At 55.9% G+C, this 17318-nt stretch carries 9 protein-coding genes and 1 pseudogene; 8 read left to right on the top strand and 2 right to left on the bottom strand.

From position 1 onward, the window contains the following. Positions 1–122: 122 nt before the first annotated feature. Complete coding sequence (locus CD932_RS09675; RefSeq protein WP_094442450.1) at positions 123–1994, top strand: phosphoenolpyruvate carboxykinase (GTP); 1872 nt, start codon at positions 123–125, stop codon at positions 1992–1994. Positions 1995–2132: 138 nt separating this feature from the next. On the opposite strand, the gene uvrA is transcribed toward CD932_RS09675, so the two are convergent. Further along, positions 2133–4982 (bottom strand): excinuclease ABC subunit UvrA, encoded by a 2850-nt coding sequence (gene uvrA / locus CD932_RS09670; RefSeq protein ID WP_094442449.1) that lies wholly within the window; start codon positions 4980–4982, stop codon positions 2133–2135. Positions 4983–5354: 372 nt separating this feature from the next. On the opposite strand from uvrA, the gene ssb reads away from it, so the two are divergent. The 5 genes from ssb to CD932_RS09645 all read left to right on the top strand — a co-directional run bounded on the left by ssb (position 5355) and on the right by CD932_RS09645 (position 11307). Continuing rightward, positions 5355–5879, top strand: a complete 525-nt coding sequence (ssb, locus tag CD932_RS09665) for a single-stranded DNA-binding protein (RefSeq protein ID WP_094442448.1) — start codon at positions 5355–5357, stop codon at positions 5877–5879. Between the two features lie 187 nt (positions 5880–6066). Continuing rightward, positions 6067–7284 carry a site-specific integrase gene (locus CD932_RS09660; protein WP_217907249.1) on the top strand — a complete coding sequence of 406 codons (1218 nt, stop codon included), beginning with the start codon at positions 6067–6069 and terminating at the stop codon, positions 7282–7284. After that, complete coding sequence (locus CD932_RS09655; protein WP_176460921.1) at positions 7281–8828, top strand: site-specific integrase; 1548 nt, start codon at positions 7281–7283, stop codon at positions 8826–8828. Before CD932_RS09660 ends, CD932_RS09655 begins: the two co-directional genes overlap by 4 nt. Further along, a complete protein-coding gene (locus CD932_RS09650) occupies positions 8825–10855 on the top strand; it encodes a hypothetical protein (RefSeq protein WP_094442446.1) in 2031 nt (676 codons plus the stop codon). Before CD932_RS09655 ends, CD932_RS09650 begins: the two co-directional genes overlap by 4 nt. Then, positions 10852–11307, top strand: coding sequence for a hypothetical protein (locus CD932_RS09645; protein ID WP_094442445.1), 456 nt, complete (start codon positions 10852–10854; stop codon positions 11305–11307). Before CD932_RS09650 ends, CD932_RS09645 begins: the two co-directional genes overlap by 4 nt. A gap of 126 nt (positions 11308–11433) precedes the next feature. Here CD932_RS09645 and CD932_RS09640 read toward each other — a convergent pair whose 3' ends face one another. Next, entirely contained in the window at positions 11434–15300 is a 3867-nt protein-coding gene (locus CD932_RS09640; RefSeq protein WP_141213220.1) for a hypothetical protein, read from the bottom strand. Between the two features lie 168 nt (positions 15301–15468). Between CD932_RS09640 and CD932_RS29330 the strand changes: the two are divergent. Continuing rightward, positions 15469–15656: pseudogene (locus CD932_RS29330) on the top strand (hypothetical protein); the annotation flags it as partial. 323 nt (positions 15657–15979) lie between these two features. Next, positions 15980–17134, top strand: a complete 1155-nt coding sequence (locus CD932_RS09630) for an HNH endonuclease (RefSeq protein WP_094442443.1) — start codon at positions 15980–15982, stop codon at positions 17132–17134. The last annotated feature ends 184 nt before the right edge of the window (positions 17135–17318 follow it).

Below are 17318 nucleotides of genomic sequence, written 5' to 3'. Positions count from 1 at the left end.
CAAACACCCGCCGCTGGCGCCTCGCGCTGCGGCCGGCAAGACGACCAAACAGCCAGCGCGAGCGCGCCGCAGCACGGTGATCTGCCGGAACGACCAGAATTCTTAATTGTATTGGAGGTAATATGAATCAGCCCGTCATGGGTGGCGTTGCTACACTCAACGTCCCAGCTTATATTAAACAACAGAAACTGATCAACTGGGTGGCGGAAATTGCCGCACTGACCAAGCCGGATCGCATCTACTGGTGCGACGGTTCGCAGCAAGAGTACGAACGCCTGTGTGCCGAGATGGTTGCCAGCGGCACCATGAAAAAACTGAACGCCGACAAGCGTCCCAATTCCTACCTGGCCTGCTCGGACCCGAGCGATGTGGCGCGTGTCGAAGACCGCACCTATATTTGCTCGGCAACCAAAGAAGCGGCCGGCCCGACCAATAACTGGACCGAACCGGGCGAGATGCGCAACACCCTGAACGGCCTGTTCGACGGTTGCATGCAGGGTCGTACCATGTATGTCGTGCCGTTCTCGATGGGCCCGCTCGGTTCGCCGATCGCGCATATCGGCGTCGAACTGTCCGACTCGCCCTATGTTGCCGTCAACATGAAAATCATGACCCGCATGGGCCGCGCCGTCTATGACGTGCTCGGTACCGATGGCGAGTTCGTGCCTTGCGTACACAGCGTCGGCGCGCCGCTGGCCGCCGGCCAGGCCGACGTCAAATGGCCATGCAACAGCACCAAATACATCGTGCATTTCCCGGAAACGCGCGAAATCTGGTCCTACGGTTCCGGCTACGGCGGCAACGCGCTGCTGGGCAAGAAATGCTTCGCCCTGCGCATCGCCTCGAACATGGGGCACCAGGAAGCGCAAGCGTCGGTTGACGCACCAGGCTGGCTGGCCGAACACATGCTGATCCTCGGTGTCGAGTCGCCGGAAGGCAAGAAGCACTATGTGGCGGCAGCCTTCCCTTCGGCCTGCGGCAAGACCAACTTCGCCATGCTGATTCCACCGGCCAGTTTCAAGGGCTGGAAAGTGACCACCATCGGCGACGATATCGCGTGGATCAAGCCCGGTGCCGATGGCCGCCTGTACGCCATCAACCCGGAAGCGGGCTATTTTGGCGTGGCGCCGGGCACCAACGAAAAAACCAATTACAACTGCATGGCCTCGATGCGTGAAAACACCATCTTTACCAACGTCGCGCTGACCGACGACGGCGATGTCTGGTGGGAAGGTTTGACGAAAGAAGCGCCGAGCCACCTGATCGACTGGCAGGGCAAGGACTGGACACCAGAGTCCGGCACCAAGGCCGCCCATCCGAACGCGCGTTTTACTGTCGCCGCCACGCAAAACCCCGTCATCGATGCGGCCTGGGACGATCCGGCTGGCGTGCCGATCTCGGCCTTCATCTTTGGCGGACGCCGCTCGACCACCGTGCCACTGGTGACCGAAGCGCGCAACTGGGTCGAAGGCGTCTACATGGCCGCCACCATGGGTTCCGAAACGACGGCTGCCGCCGTTGGCCAGATGGGCGTGGTGCGCCGCGATCCATTTGCAATGTTGCCGTTTATCGGCTATAACATGAGCGACTATTTCCAGCACTGGCTGGACATGGGTGTCAAAGTGGGCAAGGTCAACCCGGCCGCGCTGCCAAAGATTTACTGCGTCAACTGGTTCCGTACCGACGAAGCGGGCAAATTCGTCTGGCCTGGCTTCGGCGACAATATGCGCGTGCTGAAGTGGATGCTGGAACGCATCGAAGGCAAGGCGGGCGGCGTGGAAAACCTGTTCGGCACCACGCCCGAATATGGCGACCTGAACTGGGACGGCCTGCCGTTTACGCAAGCACAATTCGACACTATCACCTCGATCGACAAGGCGGCGTGGCTGGAAGAATTGAAATTGCATACGGAATTGTTTGAAAAGCTGGCGTATCATCTGCCGCAGGAACTGGCAGACAACAAGGCGGCGCTGGAGCAACGTCTGGCGGGCTAAGAGTTAGTGGGGGGAGACGCACGCCGGCAACGACCGGCGTGTGATAAAAAGACACGCCGGCAATGACTGGCGTGCTAGTCGAGAGAAACGGCGCGGATTGCATGAGCAAACCGCGCCGTTTTTTATGGCGCTGACCGCTTATTGCTTCAGCAGCGGCCCCAGGTATTTACCCGTCACGCTGGCCGGATTGAGGGCCACTTCTTCCGGCGTGCCGGTGGCGATGATCTGTCCGCCGCCCGCGCCGCCTTCGGGACCCAGGTCGACGATCCAGTCGGCCGTCTTGATCACGTCCAGGTTGTGCTCGATGATCACCAGGGTGTTGCCCTGGTCGCGCAGGCGGTGGATCACTTTCATCAGCAGGTCGATATCGTGGAAGTGCAGGCCGGTGGTCGGCTCGTCCAGGATATACAGGGTGCGGCCGGTGTCGCGCTTCGACAACTCCAGCGACAGTTTCACGCGCTGCGCCTCGCCGCCCGACAGGGTGGTGGCGCTCTGGCCCAGCTTGATGTAACCGAGGCCCACGTCAAGCAAGGTCTGCAGCTTGCGCGCGATCAGCGGCACCGGCTTGAAGAATTCATGCGCCTCTTCCACCGTCATGCCCAGCACTTCGGTGATGTTCTTGCCCTTGTATTGCACTTCCAGCGTTTCGCGGTTGTAGCGCTTGCCGTGGCACACATCGCACGGCACATAGACGTCCGGCAAAAAGTGCATCTCGACCTTGATCACGCCATCGCCCTGGCACGCCTCGCAGCGCCCGCCCTTGACGTTGAACGAGAAGCGGCCCGCGCTGTAGCCGCGTTCCTTGGCCGTCGGCACGGTCGAGAACAGATCGCGGATCGGCGTAAACAAGCCCGTGTAGGTAGCCGGATTGGAGCGCGGCGTGCGGCCGATGGGCGCCTGGTCGACGGAAATGACCTTGTCGAAATGTTCGAGGCCGCTGATCGAATCGTGCGGCGCCGGTTCCGTTTGCGAGCCGTACAGGTGGCGCGACAGGGCCGGGTACAGGGTGTCGTTGACCAGGGATGACTTGCCCGAACCGGACACGCCCGTCACGCAGGTCATCAGGCCGACTGGCAGGCTCAGCGAGACTTTTTTCAGGTTGTTGCCGGTCGCGCCCGTAATGACCAGCTGTTTTTCCGGATTGCTGGCGTGGCGTTTTTTGGGCACGGCGATTTTCAGCTTGCCGTTCAGGTACTGCGCCGTCAGCGACTTCTTGTTCTTCAGGATGTCCTTCAAGGTGCCTTCGGCGATGATCTCGCCGCCGTGCACGCCGGCGCCCACGCCCATGTCGACGATATAATCGGCGGTGCGGATGGCGTCTTCGTCATGCTCGACCACCAGCACGCTGTTGCCGATATCGCGCAGGTGTTTCAGCGTTTCGATCAGGCGGTCGTTGTCGCGCTGGTGCAGGCCGATCGACGGCTCGTCGAGCACATACATCACGCCTGTCAGGCCCGAGCCGATCTGCGAGGCCAGGCGAATGCGCTGCGCTTCGCCGCCCGACAAGGTATCGGCGCTGCGGTCGAGCGACAGGTAATCAAGGCCAACATTGTTGAGGAACTTCAGGCGCGAAATGATCTCTTTGACGACGCGGTCGGCGATCTCTTTCTTGGCGCCCGTCAATTTCAGTTTTTCAAAGAAATCGAGGGTGTCGCGCAGCGGTTTTTCCGCCACTTCATAGATCGCGCGCTGCTGCTTGCCCATGCCCACTTTCACATGGCGCGCTTCCACGCGCAGGCGCGCGCCGTGGCAGGACGGACACTGCTTTTCATTGATGAATTTGGCCAGCTCTTCCTTGACGGCCATCGAGTCCGTTTCGCGGTAGCGGCGCGACAGATTGTTGACCACGCCTTCGAACGTATGTTCCTTGACCACCGTGCGGCCGCGCTCGTTCACATAGCTGAACGGGATCACCTGCTTGCCCGAGCCGTACAGCACGGCTTGCTGCGCGTTCAGTTCCAGCTGCTCGAACGGCATGTCGAGGTCGAACTCGTAAAAGTCGGCCAGGTTCGACAGCATCTGGAAGTAAAACTGGTTGCGGCGGTCCCAGCCCTTGACGGCGCCCGAAGCCAGCGACAGGTTAGGGAACGCGACGATGCGTTTCGGGTCAAAGAATTCAATATGGCCGAGGCCGTCGCATTCCGGGCAGGCACCCATCGGATTGTTGAACGAGAACAGGCGCGGTTCCAGTTCCTGCAGCGAATAGCCGCACTCGTTGCAGGCGAACTTGTTCGAGAACACCTGCTCTTGCGCGGTATCCATTTCGTAGGCCACGGCGCGGCCATCGGCCAGGCGCAGGGCGGTCTCGAAACTTTCCGCCAGGCGCTGCTTGATGTCCTGGTTGACCTTGACCCGGTCGATCACCACGTCGATCGTGTGCTTTTCGGTTTTCTTCAGTTTCGGCAGGTCGTCGACTTCATGGATCTTCGCCTCGTGCGTGCCGCTTTGCACGCGAAAGCGCACGAAGCCCTGCGCCTGCATCTGCTCGAACAGGTCGACGTGCTCGCCCTTGCGGTTGGCCACCACGGGCGCCAGGATCATCAGCTTGGTGTCTTCCGGCATGGCCAGTACGGCGTCGACCATTTGCGACACGGTTTGCGCGGCCAGCGCGTGTTCCGGATGGTTGATGCAATACGGCGTGCCGACGCGCGCATACAGCAGGCGCAGGTAATCGTGGATTTCCGTTACCGTGCCCACCGTCGAGCGCGGATTGTGCGAAGTGGCTTTCTGTTCGATGGAAATGGCCGGCGACAGGCCTTCGATCAGGTCGACGTCCGGTTTTTCCATCAGTTGCAAGAACTGGCGCGCGTAGGCTGACAGCGACTCGACATAGCGACGCTGGCCTTCCGCGTACAAGGTGTCGAAGGCCAGCGAAGACTTGCCGGAGCCGGACAGGCCGGTAATCACGATCAGCTTGTTGCGCGGCAAATCGAGATTGATGTTCTTGAGGTTATGCGTGCGAGCACCGCGAATGCGGATCTGTTCCATGTGATGAGCCTTGCTTTCAGTGGGATGCGGTGGACCCGTACTGCCCGGAAACGGGCCTGCAACGGGTCAACTTGTAACTATAGCCGGGTTTTGATGCGCACGCGCGAGGCCATGGCAAGCGAATATTGCCGCCTGCCCGGCATGCGCGGACAAAGCTTGATGCAGATGCGTACAGACGTTTGAACACTGTATATAATACCAGTATTCAATATTCTTGTTCGTGCGTGCCACGAAAAAAACGTTGCGCCGCACAGTTGCGGGACGGTCCAGAAAGCGGGTGCTTTGCATCGCCTACTCGCTTATAATTCCCGTTTACAGAAAATCCAACGCGCGGCAATTCCGACCGCCGCAGCCGTTCATCAGGAGTTATTCATGGCATCAGTCAACAAAGTCATTATCGTCGGCAATCTGGGCCGCGACCCGGAAATCCGCTACATGCCTAGCGGCGACGCGATCGCCAACATCGCCGTGGCCACTTCGTACAAATCGAAGGACCGCAACACGGGCGAACAAAAAGAGTTGACCGAATGGCACCGCATCTCGTTCTTCGGCCGCCTGGCTGAAATCGTCGGCCAATACCTGAAAAAAGGTTCCTCGGTCTACGTCGAAGGCCGCCTGCAAACCCGTAAATACACGGACAAGGACGGCGTCGAGAAATACGCCACCGACATCATCGCGGAAAACATGCAAATGCTGGGCGGCCGTTCCGGCATGGGCGGCGACGCCGGCGGTGGCGACGACAGCTATGGTGGCAACGGCGGTGGCAACAGCGGCGGCTACGACGCCCCGGCCCCACGCCAGGCGCCAGCCCCGCGTCCGGCCCCGGCGCCAGCACCGCGCCCGGCACCGAAGCCAGCACCGAATTTTTCGGATATGGATGACGATATTCCGTTCTAATGGGCACTTTTCTTAATTCGTAAACAAAAGGCCTGCAGCCGAGAGACTGCGGGCCTTTTTTATTATTTGCACTTTATTTGCCGTAGTGTAATATTTCGAAAGGGGAGAACTTTCGGAAGTGTAAATAAAAATGTGTGCAAAATACGCTGTAAAGACTGTAGTTTGCCAGGATGGCGAACGTTTGCCGATGCTGCTTGATACTGATTCCGGTCAGCCGCTGTTTGATGCTACGGTCTTCACGCTCTGCGAGCTACGGTCGCGAAACCTAGCTAGTGCAACAATCGAGCAAGTCCTTCGCGCACTGAAGGTCCTGTTCTTGTTTTGTGACCTGCAAGGCATCTCGCTCGACGAGCGGCTTTCCCAAGGGAGGCTCCTGCAATTGGGCGAGGTGGATGACCTGGCGCGGCATTGTCGGTTCTCTATTGACGACCTCGAAGCTCAAGTCCTTCGCGCGACTATCCCATATAAATCCAGTTCCTCCACTACGGTTTCCCTACTGGGCTATCGAAATCGTTCAGTTTTGTCCTCGAAGACTGAGGTTGGAAGTGCAGGTATGCGGCTCCGCTATATCGCTCAGTACCTCAAGTGGCTTACAGAGAGGAGATTACTCAACCTTCCACCACAACATCCAATGTTTGCTGCATTGATAGAAGTGAAGAGTCTCGTGCTTGACGCCATCTTGGCTCGCGTCCCGGGAGGCAAGGGGCGAAATGGTCTAGGTAAGCGAACGTCTCTCACTCAAGAAGCGCAAGAGCGGGTTTGGCAAGTAATTGGCCCGGAATCGCCGGAGAATCCGTGGAAGGGGGCTCATGCGAGGGCCCGAAATGAGCTAATAGTCCGGTGGCTTCTTGGCTTAGGCTTGCGTCGCGGTGAGTTACTTGGCGTCGATATCCGGCTTATCAATTTTCGAAGCAACGAGGTTGTGGTCGTCCGTCGTGCTGACGATAAGCACGACCCTAGGGGGATTCAGCCTAACGCCAAGACGCTGGACCGCGTACTGCCCTTCAATGGCGACCTGGCTAAGCGGACTCAGGACTACATTATCAATTTCCGCCGAAAATTTCCGTTTGCCAAGAAGCATCCGTTTCTCTTTGTCGCCAACGGTGGGCGCCCCTTGGGCATTCGAGCGTTGAACAAGATTTTCGAAGCACTACGAGAGCGCTGTCCGGACCTCCCTGACGACGTGATGCCGCATGTATTACGCCACACTTGGAACGATAACTTCTCGATAGCCATGGACGATTCCGGTACCGCCCCTGAGAACGAACAGAAAATGCGGTCACGCTTGATGGGGTGGAAGCCAACATCTAAAACAGCCGAGACTTATAACCGCCGTGCGACTGAACGTAGGGCACGCAAAGCGTCTCTTGAAATGCAAGAAAAAATGGTGAAAAGAACAAAATGAGTCAACTTATGGTACTTAGGTCGCCGCAGGCGAACTACTTTGGCACCTTGCCGCCTACCGCCCAAACACGTGGCCATGCCGTTTTCGAGCCGACGTCCGATTACTGGGAACTGCGCGAAGCGACGCGCAAATTCTATGCTGATTTCGCGCCCTTCGCTGTCGTCCATGACATCAAGACTGCCCTGAAGGCGACTCTCGTTTGGTATGCAGAAAACTCGTCCCTGTCGCACCTGAAAAATCTTTACTATCAAAGTCGGGAATTCTTTCATTTCAAATTTGACCAGACGGGTGTGCTCGTTTCCGAGGTTACCGCTGCAGATATACTGAACTACAAGGCGTCCCTCGGAAAAGAGAAGGAATGGTATGTCGGTGTACTGTCGGGTCTTGTCCGAAAATGGGGTGCATTAGGCTACGGAGGAGTCTCGGCCGATGCGGTCATCCTTTTGAAGCAGCTTACATTGAAGGGAAATCGCAAGGGTGTGGGAACTGCTACCAGGGACCCGTACACCGGGCCGTTCACCGACATTGAGCTTGAAGCGCTTCAGCACGCGCTAAATGAGGCCTTCGCTTGTAAAGAGGTAGAACTTTCAGAGTATGTGTTGGCTTGGCTGGTTATGACATTAGGCCAACGGGCCACCCAATACGCCGCCTTGAAAGTTTCCGATGTTAGTAAAATGATAGATTCCGAGGGCTTGGAGTCTTTTGTTGTCCGGATGCCGCGCGCAAAGACTAGAGATAGTGACGCCCGAGGGGCGTTCAAAGAGCGGGTGCTCGTGCCGGAAATCGGCCGGCTGGTTATCGAATACGCCGCCACTGTGCGCGAGCGATTCCGCGGGTTGCTCCCAGACGTCGAGAAAGCGCCACTGTTCCCCAAGGAACAAGCCGAAAAAAATGTTGAAGGGTATGCCTATCATCCCACTGCTGCGCACATTGGCTACATTCTTGGCAAGACCTTGAGTCGCCTTCACGTCGTATCCGAACGGACGGGTGACTTCATGAATATTACCCCTAAGCGCTTCAGGCAGACTATCGGGACACGTGCAGCCGAGGAAGGCCACGGTGAGCTAGTGATTGCCGAACTCCTTGACCACTCGGACACCCAGAACGTTGGCGTCTATGTCAGTTCGACTCCGGCCATCGTCGAGCGCATCAACAAGACCCTCGCGATGTCCTTGGCGCCTCTTGCACAAGCTTTTGCGGGGAAGCTCATTGCCGACATTTCCGAGGCAACCCGGGCCGAGGACCCGTCCAGCATCATTCGCGCGCCATCCATCATTAACTCATTTGACGGCATATCCAGCTGTGGGAAACATGGTTTTTGCGGGTTTATGAAACCAGTTGCCTGCTATACCTGCAGCAGTTTTGAGCCGTGGCTGGACGGTCCGCATGAGCAAGTTTTGGAGTATTTGCTCGTAGACCGTGAGCGCCTTCTTTCGACAACGGACGCCCGAATAGCAAAGGTCAACGACCGCACTATCTATGCTGTGGCACAGGTAGTTCAGCTTTGTAACGAAGTGCGAGCCGAACAACGGCCATCCCTATGAGTGAGATTGTCGTATTTGTCCCCAGGGCCGAGCTCGATGCGCAGGCAAATCTGGAGGGGTTCATCGAGTTTTGCCGGTGCCGTCTTACGGTGTTCGGCAAAGACTTGGATTTCGATGCAAACAAGTGGGACGTTAGCGAGACCATCGAGCTTAAAGCCAAGTACCACGCGATTCGAATGGTGTTCAGCAATCTCGAAACTTCGACAAAGAAGAACTTTGTGCCAATGCAGGAACCGTACCTATCATTCGCCAAAGGCTACATGCGGAACCAGCATGCTTTTCGACCGACTGACAATGTCTCAGGGCGCCTGGTCGCATTACGAGTACTGGAAGCTGCCTTGCTTGAAGCCGGTACGGCGGACCCTGTTAGAGTGGACTCTCACATACTTAACCGAGCGGCACAGATGCTTAAGGACCGACTTGCTCCTGCAACGGCATATCGGGCTGGCGGACAGCTGGAACTTGTTTCGGAGTTTCTGTGTGTGAACCATTTGACAAGCATTCGCACAATCTGGCACAACCCCATTCCGCGGCCAGTTGAAGGTGTTCGGGTCGGGAAGGTGTTTGACGACCGGCGGACAGCGAAACTCCCCAGCGAGGCCGCTTTGGGCGCTTTACCTAAAGTCTATCGCCTCGCCACGGAACCTGGCGATATCTTGGTTTCGTCTGCCTGTGCCGTCCTGTGTTCGGCACCTGACCGTATCAATGAGCTTCTTATGCTGCCGGAAAAATGTGAGGTTCGGCAGCCGAACGGAGAAAATGGAGAGCACTTTGGACTTCGCTGGTGGCCTGCCAAGGGGGCTGACCCGATGGTGAAATGGGTCGTCTCCTCGATGTCGGGAGTTGTTCAGGAAGCAATAGAACGCATTCGACGCCTGACCGATGAGGCTCGCACGGTGGCGCGGTGGTACGAGCAAAATCCGACAAAAATCTATCTTACTGCCGAACTGCAGCACCTGCGAACCAAGGAGTGGCTAACGTTACGTGAAGTAGCCGATATTCTTTACGCTGAGGCTGTCGACCTTGGGGTAGCTCGCGAATGGTGTAAGAAAAACATTGCCGTGGCCGGCCCTTTCCGAAAAAACGTGGCTGTGCGATTCGCAGACCTTGAAGCTGCTGTTCTGAAATGGCTCCCACGGGGATTCCCTGTGATGGTCGATGGAATTGGCCTTCGGTATAGCGACGCTCTCTTTGTAATTCTTCGAAATGGTGTAGAGGTTAATAAGTCGTCGTTCAGGTGCATCATCGAGCCGGTCGGGCAAGGCTTCATCTGGAATCGTTTGGGTGCTCGGGACGACCAAAAGTCTATTTTTGACCGAGCCGGGTTCACGGAATATGACGGCAGCTCTATTCACGTCACTACTCACCAATTCAGGCACTATCTGAACACTTTGGCGCAAGCTGGCGGACTAAGCCAGCTCGACATAGCAAAATGGTCCGGGCGCAAGGACATTCGGCAGAACGAGGTCTACGACCATGAGTCAAATGAGTCCTTGCTGGCACGAGTCCGGGAGGCCGTTGGTGACGATACGCGCATGTTTGGTCCCCTAGCGGCAGCGTCACGGAAGAACTTGATTCCGCGGGTCCAATTCGCACGCCTCAAGGTACCGACCGCCCATACTACTGAGTTCGGCTACTGCATCCACGACTACGTCATGGCGCCGTGCCAGATGCATCGTGATTGCATCAATTGCGGCGAACAAGTTTGCATCAAAGGAGAGGTTGAGAAAGAAGGAAGGACTCGCTTAGCGTTCGCAGAGGCCACTCGACTTCTCCAGATGGCAGAAAAGGCTGAAGAGGAAGGCGATTTCGGGGCGTCGGAGTGGGTCGAACACCATCGTGCACAGATGGAGCGACTGTCGTCGCTCATGGAGATTCTCGAGAATCCGTTAGTTCCAAGCGGCGCTGTCATCCGGCTGAGTCCTGCAAACGTCCCTTCCCGGCTTGAACACGCGGTGGCGGCTCGTCTCGGCTATGAAGAACAGCCCAAGCACACAATTCTTGGCATACAGGAGGTTAGCCGATGACACGAACCCGAGAGAAGAACATCGATGAGGAAGCTATAGAAGCCATAGTGGGCGTACTAGATGGCTGGAGTGGCAAGCTGACTTGGGAGATGTTCATCGACGCCATTGAGAAGCGTACTCGCCTGCGATACACCCGCCAGGCCCTGCACCGCTACGAGCGTATCCACCTCGCATTTGTTACTCGAAAAAGGTCGCTTAGTGGCAGCCCTGCCGAAAATGCTGATGTCAATATGGACCCTGAGCTGAAGATGGCGTTGGAACATGTCGAACGGTTGACCGCCGAGAACCAGCGCATGAAGGCTGAACAACACCGCTTACTTGAGCAGTTTGCACGATGGGCCTACAACGCCAATTCCAGGAACCTTACCAAGGAATTTCTGGACACGCCGATGCCGAAGGTGGACCGGGAGCGGACCGACGTTACGAAGTTGAAGCTGACCAGAGGTGGATGAGGGCAAATGGGCAACAACTCACTGAGCAAAATTTCCAAGTAGGTCGTTGCCGCTTGAGCGATTCAGGGACGCGCCGGTACGTTCCCGATGGAATCTTCTCACCTTCAAAAATTGTCGCAGTACTTTCTAAACCGGGCGTGTTAGCAAGACATCACCATAAACACGCATTGCAAGGGAATACTGCGGCACATCTCCGAGGTGTTTGGCAACAGCATCGTTTGCCGTTTTCGTCGCGTCTAAAACAGTGAAGCCAGCTTCCCAAGCTCTCATGAATGGGTCGAGCCAATTGTATGTAACCAACACGTTGAGCGGCCACGGTGATGCAATTACTGCCCGGCTGCCTCTGCTCAAAAGTTGCTTGGGTAGGCTGGTAGTAGAGTTGTCCCAAGGATTTTTGTCGATGCGTCCCCCACTACATACGAAAAGAATGACCAGTTCGACACCCGCTAGCGCGTTCGCCAGAGCAGAAGGTGCCTCTACGAGCACTTCGTCATCGCGGATGCTGTGCAAGTAGTTTCCGTCGCTATTAAGACCTCCGTGTGCAGTCACCACGGCGAGAGCAGCATCTCCCATGTCACTTGGGAGTCGGCGACCGGTGTCGACGGTAAATCCAAATTCGGCAAAGCTCCCGCTGAGACGGCGAAGCGCCACGTCGAGCGTCTGCGCGCGGTCAGGTTCATGAGCATCGACGTCATCGCGGTCGCCCGGGGATTCGCTGTCCTCAAGCTTAGAGTCCAACTGGGCGGAAATCCAAGCTTTGTAGCAAGTCCTTGCGGAGCGCTGCGCAGCTTTCGCTGCAGCAAGCCAAGTCAGCGAAGGAACGGCACCGATGGAACTTTGCGTCCCTGCGAAGTAACTCCAGCTGCCATCGTCAGGTTGTATCACGACCAGGTTGGCAGTCAACTGCTGGAGCATTGGCTCTGCGACGATAATTAGTCTTTCACTTCGTGGAAGGCGAACGTCCAGCTTCTCCATCGTGAGGTAGAAAATGTTGTTGCCGTCGTTGCGGTCGATAGTTCCGTACTTCCTTGGATACTCCAACAGCCACGCATCAAAGCGTCGCCTGAACGTCTGCTCCTGCCGAGGCTGGTCTACAGTGAGGACCTTTTGGTCGGCGACGTGAGTGACCGACAGCTCACTTTTCTCGTCTAACGCCATGAATACAATATCGTAGCCGGCATCGCTCAGTTCAAAAGCTTGCTGCATCGCCCAGTCCACCGTCATCACAGGCCGGCCGGATGGGAGCGTTACGGTTTGGTCCGCAAGCAATTCGACTGCGAAGACTGCATCAGAAGCGACGGTAACGGCTGAATTATTTGTGTTTAATAGACGTCTTGCCGCCAGCGCGATAGAAGCATAGTCGCGAGCAAAGTCCGCAGCGAAAGCGGTGTGCTGAACTTCGTTGAACATCGCTAGAACGTCCTCGACAGATGGCTTCTCCGCAGAAATGGTCTTGATTAAGGTGGCGGACTTGTGTCCGACTTGTTGCAGCGCCGTTTCAAGAAGTGCTTTTGTAGACCGCGTCACAACGCCGCCCGCAGCGTCAACCTTCGAGGAAGCTTGGCCTAGAAGCAATGCGAGGGGAAACAGGCGGTTTCTGTTCCCGAGTGCGCTTTCGGAAGCTGCAGCAATCTTGGTCAATAATTCTTGCAGCCTATCTAGTGATGCATTCCGAGCCAGCATGAGCTGCAAGCCAAGGTCAGCTGCAATAATTCTGGGGTCGGTTTCTGGGTCAAAGCCGAGGTCTCCGAGCAGTTTTCTCATTGCGGGAACGAACTGGAGAGAGAGTTCAAAGAGGCCAAGGTCTCGTAGGACGCGATGGATGGCGTGTACCTCGTGCCATAGGTCTGCCTTGGGAACAGTGACGTCAGTCGCGAGCGCGCAAGCCATCCCCACAAGCGCGACGACATAGTTTCGGCAACGGTGATAGATATCGGCAAAGGCCGCCCACGCAAGACGTTGGCGAAGCAATGAGGTCTGCCCCATCAGCAAAATTTGTTCTGCGGAGTCTCTTGCGCGCTGAAACTGCCCTGACGTTGCAAACTGTGATGCGAGCAAACGCATCAAGCGGATGTCGTCATCGCGCTCCTTAGTGGCGTGAGGGCAGACAGCGCAAGCGATGAGGACAAGTTTCTCCATGGAGACCAAGTCGACGTCTTCGCCAAGTTGCTCACTCCCTCGTTGAACCAGCAGCCCTATTGCAGCTACAAAGTCGTCGGGGGAAGCGACAATGAGTTCTCGTGGGATGACTGTGACTCCAGGCTCACCAGCACCGCTTTCGCCCATCCAACGCATCGCGTTAACTAGGGAAGTTTTCACTTCGTCGTTAAGCAGGTCGGTATTGCTCTTATCTGGTATTTCATCCGAAGATGACAAGCTGATTCCGTGCTCCGCCAGGTCAAGCATAGTCAAAGCGATGAGAGGTAGGCCTTGGTTACCACACGACTCGACTGAGAGGAGCGAAGTGAGGTTCGACCGGATTCCGTCGTCTGCAGGATTACGAGCCAAAAATTGGAATGCTGATTGAAAGAGTCCTCGGTAGTAATCGCGCTCTTCCTTTGGTATCAACTCCCTGAGCATCATTGCTCGAATTGAGTAAAGTAATACCTGCGTGGCTTGCCTTCCGTAGACATCTGAAGAGGTAATGATGCTGGCCGCGTCGGCCGCGTCACGAAACTGGCCCATGCTTCTGGCGTGTATTGCGCAGCACACGACAGCGAGTTGCCACCATTCTTGACCCCATGCATGCGCAGCCTTAATAGCTGCGTCGTAGTTTGGCTTAAGTTCAGTCAGGCGCTCCTGTAACTCCAGATGATGTGCATTGAAACCAGCGCTTGTAAAGCGCTGCTCGACAGCACTTGTTGTCTCCTGACAGTTAGTTAAAAGCCGACGGTCTCGATTCTCTCTTAGGCGCTCTGAGGCAGGCATAAGTGCTTCCAATCGAGCGTCAAACCTCGCGATGCGGTCGTTGTCTTCCAGCTGTGTGGCAACTTCCAGCCCCGCTTCGAGCCACATATCGTCGAAGATGCCGTCTGGGCTATCTGGCAATAGCTCCTGCGCCAAGTCTTCGTCGCCAGCCCGAATCGCAAATTGTGCGAGCTGAACGGCGGCCTCTACTGGAAGCGCCGGCAGATGGGGCGGTAGTCGCCTGAGAAGGTCAAGGGTATCAGCTGTTTGTCCCATCCGATTCACGAGCTGGACAAGTATGTGCAACTTGGTCGCCTCTGGAAGGTCCAGGCCATCCAGCTCGGTCTGCACTTCTTTAAGCCTTCCTTGCAAGGTCATAGACACCCAAGTTTCACTCCGTGTAGAGAGTACCTCCTCCATGTCGTCTGCCTGAGACAACTCTAGGACGTAACAGTCGTCTACTGAGAGAAGCAGTTGCCTGTTTTCCGGCTTTCGCGCCGGAAGTTCCCGCACATGCACGACGGCATAGCTGCCAATACTCTGCACAGCAGAAACCACTTGCCTGCATAACGACGTTACATGAGGTGCCCAACGGTCCTCAGGGAACCGCGTGGCACTTGCCCCGAACACGATTGGCAAGTTGACAGACGGGTCTTGAAAGCGACTCGCCTCGGCGACCGCGATAAGTCTGTTTGAGCCTTGTTCCTGTATCTTGCAAACCAAGTCGGCGACGACGAGTGAAGGTGTATGTAGCACCCTGACAATGCGGCGGAGTACCTTTTCTTCCTCATCGTCGACTGGAAAACCGCGCAGTTCCTGAGTTGCCCCAATTAAAGCAGCGAACACATTCTCCTCGGTGACAGCCGTCGCGTCCGCAGGCGGCAATATGATGGTGGCGCCGGTGAAGACCTGACGCCCATCTTTGTCCGTGGCTTTTATCAAAAGGTCAGTCGTAATTCGGCCAATGACCTCTCGCAAGGAGCCACCTATAACAAGGTCGGCGCATCCTAAATCAAAGCCTTTGCCGAACAGGACAGCCGGGTCAAGACCTTGCATTACTCGATTACTGGGTTCATGTGCCTGCACGTCAGTGTCCTTGGTGTTGTGTTCGAATCTGCATTGGTATGCAGTGATTGATTGCAGCTGCTAGCGCTGTGGGCGTGGATGAGGACGCGGTGCAAGCATATGCCTGAGCGCTGATTGCGGCAAGACATGGTGATGGGCATTTCGTCGGACAGCTACTCTAGCACCTAGTTCGCGACATCAATCATCCGCCAAATCAGGTGGGCGAGTACAGTTTTACCGAGTCTCATGCCGCTTCCTTTCCGCTCTTGGCGTATACCTCAAGTTGGCTGAAGTGCCATGAGCCAGCAGCTTTCCTGACCGCGCTGTTGAACAGTCAGCCGAGGGGTTTCTACTGGCGTTTCTCCGTCGTGCAAGATGGCAGTGTGAGCGCAACGTACGGCACTTGGTTGCAAAGTGGCTTGTGGACCTGCGCCACATTCTTGGAGAACTGGACACTAGGTCGCGGAACTTTCATTGAGATAGAGCGATGCTGAGTTCATGCGCATATAATCGTGCAGGACAGGTACGCTGAACCCCTATCATAGTCGTGGGCGCAATACTGCGTACCGCGGTCGGAGTTGTGGCTCAATCCAGGCACCGGCAGCTTATTGTGTACGGCGTACCATAGGGTCTGCACCGTTACCCTATTAGATGCCGGAAAATGAATTCAAAACCAAGCCCATCCTTCAGGCGATGAAGTATGCAGACACAAGAAGACTCCGTAGTCGATAAGTGCGCGTTTTGCCTCGACCCGCTCACCGAGGCTAACGATTCCGACGAACACATTATTCCGAATTCCATAGGTGGTTGGATGACCGTCAACAGGTTCATCTGCCGCGAGTGCAATAACAGAAAAGGTCGGACTTGGGATGCTGTTTTATCCAAGCAATTCGCTTGGATGTCGTCCATGACAGGTATATCACGCGATAGGGGTTCAGTGCCGTCAGTTGTAGTATCCACTATCGGTGGGAAAGACTACAAGCTACACAATGATGGGACCATGACACCTGCTCGCTTTCAATACAGTCAAGTACCGGACGGCGATAAGACGAAGATTTCCTTTATAGCTCGGGATATGGGGGAGGTGCGAAAGAAGGTATCGGAACTTAAACAACGTTACCCGAATCTTGACGACCAAGCAGCTCTCTCCTCCGCAAAGATGAGCACCAGCTATTTAGAAGAACCTATAAAGGTCGACCTGGCACCTGGCGGACCGGAGGCCGGACGCTCAATTGTCACTACAGCGCTTGCGTACGCCTTCAAACTCGGCATAAGTCCGCATGAATGTGAAGTAGTCCTACCATTTCTTCGTCAGCCAGAACTGCTGACGACCAGCTATGGCTGGAGCAGCCTGATAGACGTTGTAAAGGGGCGCAAACCCGGTCAGATTTTTCATTGCGTAAGCATTTCTGGGGACCCTAAAACATCTAGGCTGCTAGCATATGTGGAGTACTTCTCATTTGCACGATGGCACATTGAGCTTAGTCGACAGTACGATGGCCCCGCCATTGCATCAACCTATGCGATAGTTCCAGACGAAGCCCGTGAAATTGAAATCACTGTTGATTGGAACTTGGAAATCTCTTTAGTTGACAGAATTCTCTATGGAGATGGCTACGATTCGGAGCGCACTGAAAAGGCAGTGGGACAGGTCATGGACGCGCTGATGAAACGTTCATGGGACCGAAGCTTCAATCTCGCTTATCAAGCCGCATGCAAGGAAGCGATGCTAGATATGGGCCTAAGTGAAAACGACTCAATTTCTGGGACTCTGTATCCAATCTTCGAAAAGAAAGTAGTGGAAGCCATGGCACCATTCATTATGCATCACAGAAGCCAAAGGCAGTCGGCCTAGTTCCATACCACGCGCAACTCCATTCGCTCCCGGCTCATGGGAAGTAGCGCCAAGACTTTCATTAAGCTGCGTCCTTACTCCCTGAGCGCTCCAGCGGTCATTTGACTTTGGCAAGCTCGCAAGCGTCGTGTCGTGACATCAAACAATGTGCCACACGAGTGCGCTGGCTCCCTAGAATGTCATC

The sequence above is a fragment of the Janthinobacterium sp. PC23-8 genome (genome assembly GCF_002250505.1).
Lineage (GTDB): Bacteria > Pseudomonadota > Gammaproteobacteria > Burkholderiales > Burkholderiaceae_D > Janthinobacterium.
The sequence above is the reverse complement of the archived record's forward strand: the minus strand, read 5'-3'. Positions and strand labels throughout refer to the sequence as shown.